Source organism: Herbaspirillum rubrisubalbicans (assembly GCF_003719195.1).
GTDB lineage: Bacteria > Pseudomonadota > Gammaproteobacteria > Burkholderiales > Burkholderiaceae_D > Herbaspirillum > Herbaspirillum rubrisubalbicans.
This window is the reverse complement of record NZ_CP024996.1, coordinates 4,754,903-4,769,602: the sequence shown is the minus strand read 5'-3', so window position 1 is coordinate 4,769,602 and position 14,700 is coordinate 4,754,903. Positions and strand designations below refer to the sequence as shown.

The following is a 14,700-nucleotide window of genomic DNA, read 5'->3' as shown; positions in this document are numbered from 1 at the left end:
GGTTCTCCGGCGGACTTCCGTTTTGATGATGCGTTCTAGTCGTTCCAAGATTCAATAAACCAGTCCGGGGGAAAACAAATGAAAGGTTTTGCGCCCAGCCTGTTTGACAAGCTGATGAACGAGGGGGCGAAATCTTCTTTCAGCCCTATCGTCAGTCGTCTGTCGATAGAAGAACTCAAGGATGCGGTGGCACGTGATCTCGAGGCCATGCTCAATACGCGCTCCGTCATTTCCGACGAGTTGCTGCAGCAATATCCCGAGTGCAGCGAGTCCATCATTGCCTATGGCCTCAACGATTTCGCCGGCATGAGCCTGGCCAGCCTGGATGACCGCATGGCCATCTGTAGCGCGCTGGAACAAGCCATTACCCGCCACGAGCCACGCCTGCGCAATGTGAAGGCGACGCTGGAGATCCAGGAAGGCTCGATCAATCGCCTCAATTTTGCCATCACAGCCTTGCTGGTGGTCAATGCCGCCCGGGAGACGGTCAATTTCGATGCCGTGCTGCAGCCATCAACCTTGCAATACTCGATCAGCAAGTCGAGAACGACCCGCATAGGAGTTTAAGTGCAAGAGCTGCTACCTTATTACGAACGGGAACTGAGCTTCCTGCGGCGTTACTCCCGCGAGTTCTCCGAGCGCTATCCCAAGATTGCGGGCAGCCTGCTGATGGCAGGCGAGATATGTGAAGATCCGCATATCGAACGCATGATCCAGTCCTATGCACTGCTCAATGCACGTGTGTCCAAGCGACTGGACGATGATTATCCTGAATTCACCGAGGCCTTGTTCGAGGTCCTCTACCCGCATTACCTGCGACCCTTTCCCTCGTGCTCGATTGCACGCATGGATTCGGCTGCGTCGGCTGCACAACTGACCGGTGCCACCAGAATTTCCCGCGGCACGGCGCTGTCGACCCGCCCGGTCAAGGGCGTGGTCTGCCGCTTTCAGACGGTCTATGACGTCCCGGTTGCACCGATCCGGCTCTCGCAGGCCATCTTTGCTCCCATCATCGAAGCGCCCGAGGCGGTGGTGCTGGCTCCCACGATCACATCGTCGCTGTCCATCACCATTGAAACCACGTCCGATCAGATCAACCTGGCCAAGCTGGGACTCGCCTCGTTGCGCGTCTTCATCGATGGCGAGGCATCCTTCTGCGCGGCGTTGCGCGACACGCTCTTCATGCGCAGTGTGTCGGCCTGGGCCGAGCTCCCTCACAGCGGACGTTGGGTCGCGCTGCGCAAGCTCCCCCTGGCAGAGGTCGGATTCGCCGAGGAAGATGCGCTGATCGACTTCCCCGCCCAATCACATCCAGCCTACCGATTGCTCACCGAGTACTTCGCCTTCCCGGAGAAATTCAATTTCTTTGATATCGACCTGGCCTCCATCCTGTCGGCACTGCCTGTCGGTACCAAGAGCTTCACCTTGCACCTGGGACTGGCCGGGCTGCGTGCCGATTCACACATCGCCCGCCAACTGGGCGGCCTGGGTGCCGCCAACCTGCTCCTGGGATGCACTCCGGTCATCAACCTGTTCCAGCAGCGGGGCGATCCGATCAGGCTGACCCACGCCGGCGCCTATTATCCGGTCTTACCCGATGCCCGGCGTGCATACGGCTACGAGGTCTATTCGATCGATTCGGTACAACTGGTGCGGCAGACGCCGTCAGGTGAGTCGATCACGCGTTTTCGCCCCTTCTATTCCCTGCATCACGGTCAGTCACCCGAGCAGGATGGTCATTACTGGGCCATGCGTCGCGACGAATTGGTGGCCTTGAAGAGTCCTGGTTATGAAACCGAGATATGTATCGTTGACATCGACTTCGATCCGGCCAAGGTCGAGACCGATACGCTGAGCATCGAACTCACCTGCACCAATCGCGACCTGCCGGCCTTGCTGACCTACGGCTTGCCCGGTGGCGACCTGAGCATGGAAGGTGGCGGTGTCGTGCGTACCGCCGCCTTGCTGCGCAAGCCGACCCTGCCATCGCGCTTCGAGCGCGGCCGCGGGACGCAATGGCGACTGATTTCTCATCTCTCGCTCAATCACCTGTCGTTGATGCGCGGCGGACTGGAGGCTTTCCAGGAGATGCTGACGCTCTACGACCAGTCCAATTCGCCCATTTCACAACGTCAGATCAGCGCCATCGCAGCCGTTGATCACAAGGCCACGACCGCGTGGCTGCCCGGCAACCCCTTCGCCAGTCTGGTGCGGGGTATCGAGGTCAAGCTGACGGTGGATGAAGAGGGTTTCGTCGGTAGTGGATTACACGCCTTCGCGGGCGTGATCGATCGCTTCATCAGCTTGTACGTCCATGCCAACAGCTTCTCGCAGTTGAGCGTGATATCCAAAAGAACAGGGGAGGAACTGTTGAAATGCAGGCCACGCAGCGGAGATTTGAGCCTAGCGTGATCGAGCGGATCTTTGCCGCTCCCCATCGCTTCCAGTTTTTCCAGGCCGTGCGCATGATCGAACTCTGGTTCAAGCGCAATGGCGTACCGCATGAACGCGCGGTGTGCGACTTCCTGCGCTTTGCCAACCGTACCGTGCTCGGTTTCCCCGCCAGCGAGATCGAGCGTATCGAAACCTATCCGCCACGCAGCGAAGAGGCGCTCTCGGTGAGCGACATGGAACAGGCGCTGCGTAGCGGGCAGATGAAGTACGTGCGCCTGACGCCGACCTTCATGGGCTTTCTGGGCGGCAGTGGCACCTTGCCCGCACACTATACCGAGCGCATCGCCCGTCACCAGATCGAGCAGCGTGATGATGGCCCGCGCGCTTTCCTGGACGCGTTCTCGACCCGTTCCCTGGCCTTGTTCTACCAGGCCTGGAGCAAATACCGACTGGCCTTCCAGTACGAAGCCGGACGCCGCGACAAATTCCTGCCCTTGCTGCTTTCGCTGTCAGGTCTGGGCTTCCGTTCACTACGCGAGCGCCTGCGCACCGTCGACGGCAGCGGGGTGCGTGATGAGTCGTTGGCGCACTTTGCCGGGGCTTTCCGCCATCGCCCGGCTTCTGCGCCGTATATGCAGAAGGTGTTGGGTGAATATTTCTCGGTGCCCTTGCAGATCGAACAGTTCGTCGGCCATTGGTATGACGTGCCGCGCGAGCACCAGACCATGCTGGGCTCGACCAATTCGGCGCTGGGCACGGCCATGGCCGGTGAGCGCGTCTGGCAGCGTGACTTGCGGATGCGTCTGCGCATCGGACCGCTGGCCATGCACGACTTCGAGCAGTTCCTGCCGGGTGCACGGGCCTCGTTGGCACTGGCCCGCATGTTAGGAATGTTCACTGGATCGAGCTTGGAATATGAAGTGCAGTTGGTATTGCGCGCCCCGGATGTGCATGGCATGGCCCTGGACGCCAAGCGCCAAGGCGGTCGCCTGGGATGGGATACCTTCATCTCGACGGAGCCGGAAACCCGGGACCGCGCCGATATCCGCTATGAAATTGCCGTGCAGTGACACACAACGGACCGTATCCATCACTAAACGCGATCGAACACGGTCGCGATCACCAGAGCAGGAAGGAAGAGCAGAATGGGCATCAACCTGAAGTCACTGATCAGCAAACTCAACGACACCGCCCGGATAGCCACTGAACGCGCCGCGACGCTGTGCATGTCCCGTGGCCAATATGAGGTGGACCTGGAACACCTGTTCCTGGCCCTGCTCGACCAGCCACAATCGGATTTCAGTCTCATCGCGCGCCGCAGTGGCATCAGCATCGACAGTCTGCAAGCCGACCTCGAACGTGAAATCGCCACCTTCAAGAATGGCAATACCCGCACTCCGGTCCTGTCGCCCCATCTGCAGACCTTGTTCGAACACGCCTGGTTGATCGCCTCGCTGGACGGTGGCAATCCGGTCATCCGTAGCAGTCACCTGCTGCTGGCACTGCTGACCCAGAGCGAGTTGTCGCAATTGGCCTATCGGGGTTCCAAGCTGTTTGCCAAGTTCAAGGTCGCTGAGCTCAAGCATGATCTGTACAAACTGACCGAAGGTTCCGTCGAAGCCCTTGCAGAAAGCGTTTCCGGGCAAGGCCCCGCGGGCGATATGAACGAAAGCGCTGATCCGGTCGGGGAGATGAATGCGCGCCCTTCCGGCAAGACCCCGGCGCTCGACCAGTACACCACCCAGCTCACGCAACGCGCCCGCGACGGCAAGATCGACCCGGTGATCGGGCGCGATGGTGAGATCCGTCAGGCGGTTGACATCCTGCTGCGCCGTCGCCAGAACAATCCCATCCTCACTGGCGAAGCCGGCGTGGGCAAGACCGCCGTGGTCGAAGGCCTGGCCCTGCGCATTGCCGCCGGTGACGTACCGCAGGCCTTGCAGGGGGTGGAAATTCATACGCTGGACATGGGACTGCTGCAGGCGGGGGCGAGCGTGAAGGGCGAGTTCGAGAACCGCCTGAAAAACGTGATCGATGAGGTCAAGAAGAGCCCGCATCCGATCATCCTGTTCATCGACGAGGCCCACACCATGATCGGTGCCGGTGGCCAAGCCGGACAGAATGACGCGGCCAACCTGCTCAAGCCAGCGCTGGCACGCGGGGAGTTGCGCACCATTGCCGCTACTACCTGGAGTGAATACAAGAAGTATTTCGAAAAGGATGCCGCACTGGCCCGGCGCTTCCAGGTCATCAAGGTGGAAGAACCGACCGAAGAGGTGGCCTGCGCCATGTTGCGGGCGATGGCGCCCTTGATGGAAAAGCATTTCGGCGTGCGCGTCTATGACGAAGCGATCAGCGAAGCGGTCCGTCTGTCGCATCGCTACATCAGTGGTCGGCAGTTACCGGACAAGGCCATCAGCGTGCTCGATACCGCCTGCGCCAAGGTCGCGCTCGGGCAGAATGCCACGCCGGCACTGTTGGAAGGGGTAAGCCGCCGGCTGGAGCGCATCGCTGCCGAGATGGCGGCCCTGGAGCGTGAAGCGGCCAGCGGATCGCTGCATGAAGCGCGCTTGACTGAGCTGCGTTCCCAGCATGAAGCAGCGTTGGCGGAACAAACGGATCTCAAGGCGCGGTGGGTGCAGGAACGCGGACTCAACGAGCGTATCCAGCAAGCCCGCGCCGCATTGGAAGACGCCAACCGCAACGGTCAAACCGGCCAGGATGCCGATGCAGCGCGGGCCGAAATCAAGCAACTGCTGGACGAATTGAAGCAGCATCAGGGCGAGACGCCGATGGTGCCGGTCCAGGTCGATGGTCATGTCGTGGCCGAGATCGTCGCCGGCTGGACGGGTATCCCGTTGGGCAAGATGGTCAAGGATGAGATCAAGACCGTGCTCGGCCTGGATGCCTTGCTGCGCGAGCGTGTATTGGGCCAACCCCAGGCCACCTCGGCGGTGGCCCAGCGCGTGCGCACCTCGCGCGCCAACCTGGACGACCCGGGCAAGCCCAAGGGCGTGTTCCTCTTCGTTGGACCGTCCGGCGTGGGCAAGACCGAGACGGCCCTGGCCCTGGCCGATGTGCTCTATGGCGGCGAGCGCAAGCTCATCACCATCAACATGAGTGAATACCAGGAGGCCCATACGGTGTCCGGCTTGAAGGGTTCACCGCCTGGTTATGTCGGTTATGGCGAGGGTGGCGTGCTCACCGAAGCGGTGCGGCGTAACCCGTATAGCGTCGTGCTGCTCGATGAAGTGGAAAAGGCCCACCCGGATGTCCTGGAACTGTTCTTCCAGGTCTTCGACAAGGGCGTGATGGATGATGGCGAAGGTCGCGAGATCGACTTCAAGAACACCATCATCATCCTCACCAGCAATGTGGCGTCGGCCCAGATGATGCAAGCCTGTCTGAACAAGACGGCGCAGGAGCTGCCCACCCCGGATGAGCTGGACGCCCTGATTCGCCCGCAACTGGTGAAGGCGTTCAAGCCCGCCTTCCTCGGGCGACTGAAGGTGATCCCTTACTACCCGATTGCCGACGAAGTGCTGGTGGAAATCATCAAGCTCAAGCTCGGACGCATCGCCAAGCGCATTGCCGAGAACCACAAGGCCGAGTTCAGCTACGACAAGGCGCTGGTCGAGGCTGTGTTGGCGCGTTGTACCGAGGTTGATTCGGGCGCGCGCAATGTGGACAACATTCTCAATGGCAGCCTGTTGCCGGAAATCGCCGAGAGCGTACTGGCGCGCATGGCTGAAGGGCAGAGCATCAGCCGTATCAAGGTGTCGGCCAGCAAGAAGGGCGATTTCAAGTACACCATCCAATAAATTCAGATCAGCAACGTGTCGACCATGAAACTACCTACCTTGAAATCCCTGCTGGGGAGCAAGCCTCTCGCCTCCGCCATCGATCCGCTGCTCAAGCCCATCAATGACAACCACCCAGGTGGCGAGGACCTGTCCTTCACGGCCGACCTGGATGCCATCGCCGAGGCACGCCGTTTCGATGATCCGACCCTGGACCAGGGGGAATGGGTCACCGACATCAAGGAAGCTGACTGGACCTTCGTCGAACAGCGCTGCGCCCAATTGATCGAAACCCGCAGCAAGGACTTGCGTCTGGCGGTCTGGTATAGCGAAGCGGCTTGCAAGACACGCGGCCTGCGCGGCCTGGGCGACGGCTTCCTGCTGGTGGCAGGCTTGTTCGATCATTTCTGGGATCACCTTTATCCGCCTTCCGAAGATGGCGACCACGATCGCCGCGTGGGCAACCTGACCTGGCTGTTGTCGCGGGCGGCGCAGATGTCGCGTGAAATTGCCTTGACCGAAGGGCGGGGCACGGCCTTTTCGCTGCTCGATTTTGATGCCGCCCGCACCCGGGCCGCCAATGCCGAACGTATCGCCAATGAGGGTGGTCAGCCGGAAGAAGGCGTGAAACTGGCCGTCATGGAATCGGCCCGCAAGCGCAGCTCGCACGCCTTCTACGAAACCATGCTGGCCGATACCCAGTATGGCCTGCAATGCCTGCAACAACTTGAAAAGTCGGTGGATGCGCGCCTGGGCGTCGATGGTCCGGGATTTTCCGCCGCCCGCGAGGCCCTTACGCTGGTGCATGACACCGTGGTACGTTTCGCCGCCGATACCGGGCTGCGTTCGGCCTCGCCTGTAGAAGTCGAGACCGTCCAGGAGGATACGCCGGCAGCAGCAGAGCAAACGGTCGATGGCGGGGCGGCGCCCAACAGGTCGGCGCAGCACAACGGCCCCATCCGCACACGGGCAGAAGCCATTGCGCAACTGCGGGCGGTCGCCGAATTCTTCCGCCGCACCGAGCCGCACAGTCCGGTTGCGCACCTGGCGGACAAGGCCGCGCAGTGGGGCGAGATGCCCTTACATGCCTGGCTCAAGACCGTCATCAAGGACAATGCTGCGCTGTCCCATGTGGAAGAATTGCTGGGTCTGCAGCCGCCGCCACAGGACTGATCCAGCTACGAATGCGGCGCAATGAAAAACGGAACCCGTGCCACTAGTGCGCCGGTTCCATTTTTTTGTCAGCCCGCCATTGCGCACTACTTGGCGATGCGGAACTCGATGCGTCGATTCTTGGCGCGGCCTTCGGCGGTGGCGTTGGAGGCGATCGGACGGTCCGGCCCCTGGCCCGAGGTCGTCAACAGGCTTTCATCGACCCCCTTGGCGCTCAGGTAGGCCTTGACCGCATCGGCACGGGCCAGCGACAGCGAGATGTTGCTGGCGCGCAGACCCTCGTTGTCGGTATTGCCGATGATTTCCACATGCCGCCCCTTGAGCTTGAGCATGGTGGCTGCGATTTCATCGAGGATACGCTTGCCTTCCGGGGTCAGCGTGGCCTGTCCACTCTCGAAGGAGACCACGCGATTGGCCAGGGCATTATCCAGCAGTCCCTGTTCCGAGGTTGATACACGCAGACCATTGTTGACCGTATAGGAAGAGTTGAGGCTGGCGGCCATGTCGCTGGCGATCTGCTGGCGCTGTGCTTCATTGGCGACCTCGCCGGTGATGCTCACGCTGGTGCCATCAATCTTCAACTGGCCTCGGCTGACCGCTTTCAGGTTGGGAGAGATCAGCTTTTGCACATGGTTGTTCCAGTTGGCCGGCAAGACGACCTGACCGACGGCGATCTGGTCCACCACGCGGTCGGTACCGTAGATTTCGCGCAGACGCGCCAAGGCTGCCGCTTTGCTGGCCTCATCGGGGACCGTGCCAGTGACCAGTACCTGGCCGGGGGCCGGCGTGGCGACGGGGGGCGCGACGTTTTGTGCCTGGCTGACGGTGCAGGCCAGCAAGGCCGCTGCCAGCAGGGTCAGGCGGCTGGGGGAGGAAAGAATATTCATATTCAAGATTCAGGCTCCGATGAAAGCTTCGCGGAACGAGCCCATGGCTGATTGCAGCGACAGGTCGGGATGGGCCAGGTAGCTGGAGAGTTTCTGGATGCCGTAGTCGCTGCCGACGTGTTCTTCGACCCAGTCGGCCTCGTCGAAGGCGATGTTGTGCTCGGCACCGGCCTGGGTATCCATGATCGAATGCAGGGTGCGCGGCGAGGCACCGGAAAATCCGAGGAACATGCAGGGTTGCTCCTCCAGTCGGGTCAGGAACAGTGCCAGTTCGAAATCGGCCCGCGACAGGAAGGGGGTGATCAAGTGCATCCAGAAGCTGGCCACCAGGCCACGGTACATCGGATCACGTGGCAGCGGCAGGATCAGGTTCTTGTCCAGACGGCTGGAGGTGCTGGCCATCACTGGCTGCAACAGCAGACCCAGCGCCAGCAACAGTTGACGCAGATTGCCGCTGAAGCCGGCCTGTTCCAGCATCTGCTGCAGCGATCCAGTGGTCTGCAGTTCTAGGAAATCGGTAAAGGCGGCGCTGTAGCCGGCGCTGTTGATGTCCAGTTCCAGCGTGGTCGAGGCCAGCGTCTGCAGGGCCTGGCCGGGATCGGGGGCGTTCAGTACAGCGTTGGTCAAGGATTCCAGGCGCGACCACAGGCGCGACAGGATCAGCGCACTGTTGCTCACGAAGGCCACCGGGTCTTCGACGTCGAAAGCGCTCATCGAGATGAAGGGGAAGCGGCGTTGTGACTGGTCGCCGCTGGCCCGCAAGTGGCCGGCCACGGCGCGTCGGCTGCGTGGGCCCATGACCACGAAGTGTAAGGGCTTGACGCTGTCATAGATGATTTTCCAGCGCGCATCACGCGCGATCATTTCCATGGTCTGCGCCAGCCAGTTGTCCAGCAGCGTGATCAGGGCGGCGTTGTCGGTCGCCTTGATGAAGTCGCCGCGGGCTGGAATCTTGCCGAAATAGCCGATCTTGATGGGGGTGCCGGTTGCACTCATTGCGTAGCCCCTGTGGTGATTTGTTGTTGAGTTTGCGTCTGGGCTGTCGGTGCCACTGCGGCCGGGGTGTTGGGCGGGCTTGCCGCTGGTTCGCCGCCGGCGATGGTTTCCGGCAGCTTCAGACCACGCAGGCCGGCGGTGCCACGGGCGGTGCCATTGGCGTTGCCCGAGACTTCGGCACTGCTGATGATCTTCAGGTTCACCACCACCGTCACGCCGTCATTGGTCCAGGACAATTCAAACACGCCATTGTCCTTGCGCTTGCGCTGGGCCGTGTTGATCAGGCGCTCCAGGCCGAAGCGGCCCGGCTGGTTGGCCACCTCCACGGTACGGCCGTCATAGGTGACCGCCGTCACGCGCGCACCCGGCGCACCCTGCGGATTGGGCCAGACGAAGTTGGTCCACTGGGCCTGGGTATTGCGATAGCGCAGTTGCTGGCCATCAATCTCGACGGTGTACTCCAGCGCACCGGGTGCCGGCTGCGGCTGGATCTGGAACACCGTCTGGGCGTCGGCTGCCGCGCTACCACCATTGCCACCGGCACCGGCCGGGGTACTGATCCACTCGGCGAAGTTGGTAGTGATGGCCGGCGACAAGGTGATGCCCATGTCGGCCCACTTGCGCGGCGACAGCGTATCTCCACGCCGCACCACCAGCGGCCCCATGGCCGTGGTCACGAACTTGGAGATGGCGCCATTCTCGCCGAAGACAGTGCCGATTTCACCGCTGTTGGCCTCGATCTTGGAATTGGGCGAGAACGGATACTTGGCCGCCAGGTTGTTCTGGAACGGTTCGTACACCTGGGCGCGCCAGATCTTGTTGACTTCGCCTTCGGTCGGGCGCACCAGGGCATTGAAGCCCTGTACCAGCGGACGTACCAGCAACGGGCGCAGTGTGGTCTTCTGCTGGTCGTTCAGGCCAGGCAGCATTTCTTCATCGACGAATTTGAGCGAATCCGACAGTTCCGAGCCACTGCCTTCCAGCGTCTGCTGCATCAGTTGCTTGGCGCCCGGCCCGGTATCGCCCTGGTTCTTGATGGTGTTCAAGCGGGTGCGCAGCTTGGACAGGTTCTCCATGTAGCCGCGCATGAGCGAGGCTCCCTTGTCCTTGCTGACCACCAGCCTGGCCACGCCGGCAAACTCGCGGCCCACCGGGCCCATCGGAATAGCGGTGCTGCCATCGGTATTGAGCTGGGTCGGGACCGGTGCCGGCGAGCGGCGCAGGATGGTTTCCTTGAACCAGCCCATGAAGCCCTTGCTGGCATTGGCCAGTCCGGCATCGACCAGCGAGGGATTATCCCAGGAGGTTTCGTCGTAGACCGTATTGATCACCTTGTTCAAGGGCGAAGTGATCGGATCTCCCAGACGGTTCATGGCATTGGTGGCGTCATCCAGGTTGTGCAATTCGACGATGCTCACGCCCTGCAGGAATTTCTGCCATTCGCGCGCATATTCAGTCTTGTATTGTGACACCAGAGCTTTCTGGATCTGCTCGGGGCTACCTTCCAGCGTCAGGTCATCCTTGGTGGAGGTCTTTAGCACCCAGTCGGCGCTTTGCAGTTCCTTGTTGGCAGCTTCCTTGAAGGCATCCTGGACGAATTTTTCCCAGGCGTCGCGGGTGAAGGTGCCGGGGATGGCGTAGCTGCCCATCACCAATTCCTTGTCCTTGTCACCCACGATGCGCGCCACCGTCATGGAGGCGAAGCGGGTCGCCGCACGCGCCTTGACGTCGGCATACACGCGCTCGCGCGCCGGCATTCCGCGCACCACGCGACGCAGATTCTCACGGGTCTGGTCAACCAGGGTCAGCTTGTTTTCGATGGTGGGCCAGGAAGGATCGTTGATCTGCTCCAGCGAGAAACTGATCAGGCGCTCGGCGCTGCGAATCATCTGTTCGCGCGGCATGGTGCCGCGATTGGTTTCCAGCCAGCCGCGCCAGAAGCGGGTGATCTGGTCGCTCAGGTGGCTCGATTCGGCACGCGACTTGTCGGCCAGCATCAGGTAGGTCTTCAGCGCGTTATAGGCATCTTCCACGCTGGTGGCCGAGCTGTCCTTGTAGGTACGCAGGGTATTGCCCGGCTGCACGCCATTGTCGGCCACCGGTGTAATGCCACCGGCTTGGGGCGGACGCGACATCGGCTCCAGCTTGCCGGAATTGGCGTTGACTTCCATGAGGTAGCTCTCGATGTTGGAGGCCACCGGTTTCAACATGATTTCCTTGATGCCGGCGAAGTATTCTTCCCGCAGCTTGCGCTCCAGCAGATCACCCTGGTACAGCCCGAGGCCGACCGAGAGCGGGCGGCTGGCGCGATAGCGGTCCAGTTGCTCGATGCGGTCCTGCAGGATTTCCAGGGCCTCGAAGCGCGATTGCAGGTCCAGGCGTTTTTCCTGCAGCTTGACGGCCTTGTCCATGTCGGCCTGCACGTTGGCGACCAACTGGCGATTGCCCATATAGGACCAGCTCCAGCCGCCCAGCAAGCCACCCAGCACGGTCACGGCCGCGAAGAAGGTGATGTAGCGCATCCGGATCTTGTTGCGGCTGGTGTACTGCGCCACCAGTTGCTTGTCTGCGAAGATCACCTGCTTGAACAGGTTGTGCAGGAAGAAGCCGTGCTTGGAAGAGATTTCGCGCTGGGGCTTGTGTTCCAGCGTCAGTCCGAAACGGTCGGCAATGCGTTGCGAGGAAGCGCTCACGGTGGCGCCTTCCTGCAAGGCGCTGGTGAAGTAGAAACCACGGAAGACCGGCTTGAACTGGAACGGGTTTTCTTCGAACAACGTGGTCACGAAGGAACGCAACGCGCCCTTGATGGCGGAAAACTCCAGCGGGAAGGTCAGCACGCCCGGTGCCAGGTTCTCGCCGCGCTTGACCGACATGTTGGCCAGGCTCATTTCCTTGAGGCCAGCATACAGCTCGTCGAAACGTTCATCGAAGAACAGGCTCACTTCCTGGCCACTGCGCTTGCGGTCATAGGCCAGCGTGGCGCCCCACACCCGGTCGCGTTCGCTGCGTTCGGTATCGAGGAAGAACTCGTTGAAACCGGTGATCAGGTCGGCCTTGGTGAAGACCACGTAGACCGGGGCGAACACTTCCAGCTTCTCGGTCAGCTCCTGCACGCGCTGGCGCAGGTTCTTGGCCAGGTTGATGGCGAATTCGGGACGGTTGCCGGTCAGCTCGGCCACGCTTACCGCAATGATGATGCCGTTGATCGGCGCCTGCTTGCGATAGCGCTTGAGCAGACCGAGGAAGCTGAACCATTCATTTCGGTCTTCTTCGTACACCGAATAGCGCCCGGCGGTATCGAGCAGGATGCCGTCGGTGGTGAAGAACCAGTCACAATTGCGTGTACCCCCCACGCCATGGACGATCTTGCCGCTCTCATCGGCAAACGGGAATTGCAGACCCGAGTTGGCGATGGCGGTACTCTTGCCGGCGGCCGGGTTGCCGATCACCATGTACCACGGCAATTCATAGAGCGCTGCCGCGCCCGACTTCTGGCCCAGCTTGGAGGTCTTGATGGTGTTGATGGCTTCCAGCATCCGCGTGCGCAGCGCGGCCACGTCGTCGCGCTGGACGCCCTCGCTGCTGGCCGGTGCCGGCTGGCTGGCCTGTTTTTCCAGCACATCGCCCAGCTGGTTGGCGGCACGGCGGGCCTTCCAGCGCTTGTAGAGCCAGACGGCCAGCCAGGCCAGTAGCAGCAGGCCGAGGATGACGGCGGCCCAGGTCAGGGCCACCTCCAACTGGTCGGCGCCGATGAAGAGGAAGGCGGCCAGTGCCACGAAGCCGATGATGATGAGGGTGCGCGTGTCGCTGAGGATGTGCCAGAGTCGTTGCATGATATAGGCGCTTTGGAGTGGGAGTTATTGTTATGCGGTGGCGCTGCCGAGGGCGGCTGTTGTCCCCGGCGCAGTGGTGGATGCAGCAGGAGCGCTGATGACGGGCGCACGGCTGAGGGCGATGACGGCCCGCTCATGCGCATCTTCGTTGCTCACGCACAGGCTGGGTTCGCCGCTCTGCTCGGTGGCGGCATGGGCCAGCACCAGGGCCGACAGCACCGTGCCGAGACCAGCCGAGCCGCAAGTGGCGCCGACCTTGATGCAGTGTTTGCCCAGGTCGATGTCCGGTAGCACGGCCTCGCCCAGCTTCATGATTTCATCGGTACGGCTGGCACGCTGGTCGCCATCGGTGACTAGCAGCGAGATGGCTTCGGCCGTTATCTCTGCATCGCGCAGTACCGCCTGTGCCAGCTGTGTCAGCAATTGACCATCGATACGGCGCGCCTGGTCGATTGACTGTTCATGACGGCCCAGGCTGCTCCGGTGCAGCAGCACCGGATCGGCGGTGCCCATGGCCAGCGCTTGCGTGGTGTCGGCCAGGATCAGGCCTGCAGCGGCTTCGCCAGGGGCTTTTCCGTTGCTGGCGGGGCCGTGCAGCAATTGCTTGTCTTGCAGCCATGCCTGCACGGTGTCCTGACCCAGATTGGATTGCGCCGCAATGACCACGGCCAGGTAGGACGATGCCAGATAAGGGGAGGGCTGCTGGCTGCGTGCATCGCGGCTGGTGGCGACCAGGCGATCCAGGTGCAGCAGTGGGTGGGCGGTGTCAGCGGCTGCTGCCGGCAGCACCGTCATCTTCTCGCTCGGCCAGCCTTGCTGCGCTACCAGCTCGCCCAGCCATTGGGCGGCTTGCAGCCGTTGCGCGCTCGGCCAACTGGGCGGCAGCAGGGCCAGCAGGTGCAATTGCGGCAAGCCCACGCTCTCCTGCTGGTGACGGGGCGCCTGGCGGTACTCTTCCAGCAGCGGATGCCATTGCAACCGGTCGCCCAGTTCGCGGGCGATATCGGCCGCCAGCGCCAGGCTGCGCCAAGCTTCATCGGCGTCTTCGGTGAGGGTAGGCTGGTTGGGGATGCGCTGGTGTTGCCAGGCCAGGAAGGTTTCGCGCGTGGCTTCCGCATCGAGCTCGGCGATGCGCCCGGCGAGGATGGGGAAGTCCTCCGCATCGGTCAGTTCGCCATCCAGTGGCAAGCGCAGTGCCTGTGCCTGCATCTGTGCCACAACGCTGGCCGCATCGGTACCGAAAGGAGTGCGCAGAGCGGTGGCGACAATGGCCAGGGTCCAGCGGCGTTCGGGATGCTGCGTCGGTTCAGCCGAAGCAGTGTCGGCTTGCGGCGCGGCTGGAGCTTCGGCTGCCTTGGTCGCTGCAGTGGCTGCCAAGCCCGTCCTGGCCTTGCTCACGCCCCATATCAGCAAGAGGAAGCCGGCCGGCAGCACCAGCAGGGAAAGGATCACGTCACCGCCATCGGGCATGTGGTTGGCACCGGACCAATAGGTGATGAACATCACCCAGGTGACCAAGAAAATTGCGCAGACCAGCAGGCCACGCTTCATCCATGTGCTCATCAGCATTCGCCTTCTTGTTTTTTCTTGTTGTGGTGAACCCTGCCCCTGTTCTTG

General features: G+C 61.9%; 9 protein-coding genes. 5 read left to right on the top strand and 4 right to left on the bottom strand.

The genetic code is table 11. The features are described from left to right. The first annotated feature begins 78 nt into the window (after positions 1-78). The 5 genes from tssE to tssA all read left to right on the top strand — a co-directional run bounded on the left by tssE (position 79) and on the right by tssA (position 7,367). Complete coding sequence (tssE, locus tag RC54_RS21175) at positions 79-567, top strand: type VI secretion system baseplate subunit TssE (protein WP_017452623.1); 489 nt, start codon at positions 79-81, stop codon at positions 565-567. Next, positions 568-2,412: a type VI secretion system baseplate subunit TssF gene (gene tssF / locus RC54_RS21170; protein WP_058896807.1), complete on the top strand. Its 1,845-nt coding sequence runs from the start codon at positions 568-570 to the stop codon at positions 2,410-2,412. Continuing rightward, a complete protein-coding gene (gene tssG, locus RC54_RS21165) occupies positions 2,376-3,464 on the top strand; it encodes a type VI secretion system baseplate subunit TssG (protein ID WP_058896806.1) in 1,089 nt (362 codons plus the stop codon). Before tssF ends, tssG begins: the two co-directional genes overlap by 37 nt. Before the next feature lie 75 nt (positions 3,465-3,539). Continuing rightward, positions 3,540-6,215, top strand: coding sequence for a type VI secretion system ATPase TssH (tssH, locus tag RC54_RS21160; protein WP_061789965.1), 2,676 nt, complete (start codon positions 3,540-3,542; stop codon positions 6,213-6,215). A 24-nt stretch (positions 6,216-6,239) separates the two neighbouring features. Next, positions 6,240-7,367, top strand: coding sequence for a type VI secretion system protein TssA (tssA, locus tag RC54_RS21155; protein WP_061789966.1), 1,128 nt, complete (start codon positions 6,240-6,242; stop codon positions 7,365-7,367). Between the two features lie 86 nt (positions 7,368-7,453). Here the strand turns inward: tssA and RC54_RS21150 are convergent, their stop codons facing one another. From RC54_RS21150 to RC54_RS21135, 4 genes are read right to left on the bottom strand one after another with little or no spacing between them, the layout of a single operon-like run. Beyond that, positions 7,454-8,254 (bottom strand): OmpA family protein, encoded by an 801-nt coding sequence (locus tag RC54_RS21150; RefSeq protein WP_061789967.1) that lies wholly within the window; start codon positions 8,252-8,254, stop codon positions 7,454-7,456. A gap of 9 nt (positions 8,255-8,263) precedes the next feature. Beyond that, entirely contained in the window at positions 8,264-9,250 is a 987-nt protein-coding gene (gene tagF, locus RC54_RS21145; protein WP_017452617.1) for a type VI secretion system-associated protein TagF, read from the bottom strand. Then, positions 9,247-13,083 (bottom strand): type VI secretion system membrane subunit TssM, encoded by a 3,837-nt coding sequence (tssM, locus tag RC54_RS21140; protein WP_061789968.1) that lies wholly within the window; start codon positions 13,081-13,083, stop codon positions 9,247-9,249. Before tssM ends, tagF begins: the two co-directional genes overlap by 4 nt. A gap of 30 nt (positions 13,084-13,113) precedes the next feature. Then, a complete protein-coding gene (locus RC54_RS21135; protein ID WP_244216393.1) occupies positions 13,114-14,646 on the bottom strand; it encodes a hypothetical protein in 1,533 nt (510 codons plus the stop codon). Positions 14,647-14,700 lie beyond the last annotated feature (54 nt).

Coding starts and splice junctions, on each gene's coding strand:
- tssG (WP_058896806.1), top strand. CDS start 2,376: ATGCAGGCCACGCAGCGGAGATTTGAGCCTAGCGTGATCGAGCGGATC.
- tagF (WP_017452617.1), bottom strand. CDS start 9,250: ATGAGTGCAACCGGCACCCCCATCAAGATCGGCTATTTCGGCAAGATT.
- tssE (WP_017452623.1), top strand. CDS start 79: ATGAAAGGTTTTGCGCCCAGCCTGTTTGACAAGCTGATGAACGAGGGG.
- RC54_RS21135 (WP_244216393.1), bottom strand. CDS start 14,646: ATGAGCACATGGATGAAGCGTGGCCTGCTGGTCTGCGCAATTTTCTTG.
- tssH (WP_061789965.1), top strand. CDS start 3,540: ATGGGCATCAACCTGAAGTCACTGATCAGCAAACTCAACGACACCGCC.
- RC54_RS21150 (WP_061789967.1), bottom strand. CDS start 8,254: ATGAATATTCTTTCCTCCCCCAGCCGCCTGACCCTGCTGGCAGCGGCC.
- tssM (WP_061789968.1), bottom strand. CDS start 13,083: ATGCAACGACTCTGGCACATCCTCAGCGACACGCGCACCCTCATCATC.
- tssA (WP_061789966.1), top strand. CDS start 6,240: ATGAAACTACCTACCTTGAAATCCCTGCTGGGGAGCAAGCCTCTCGCC.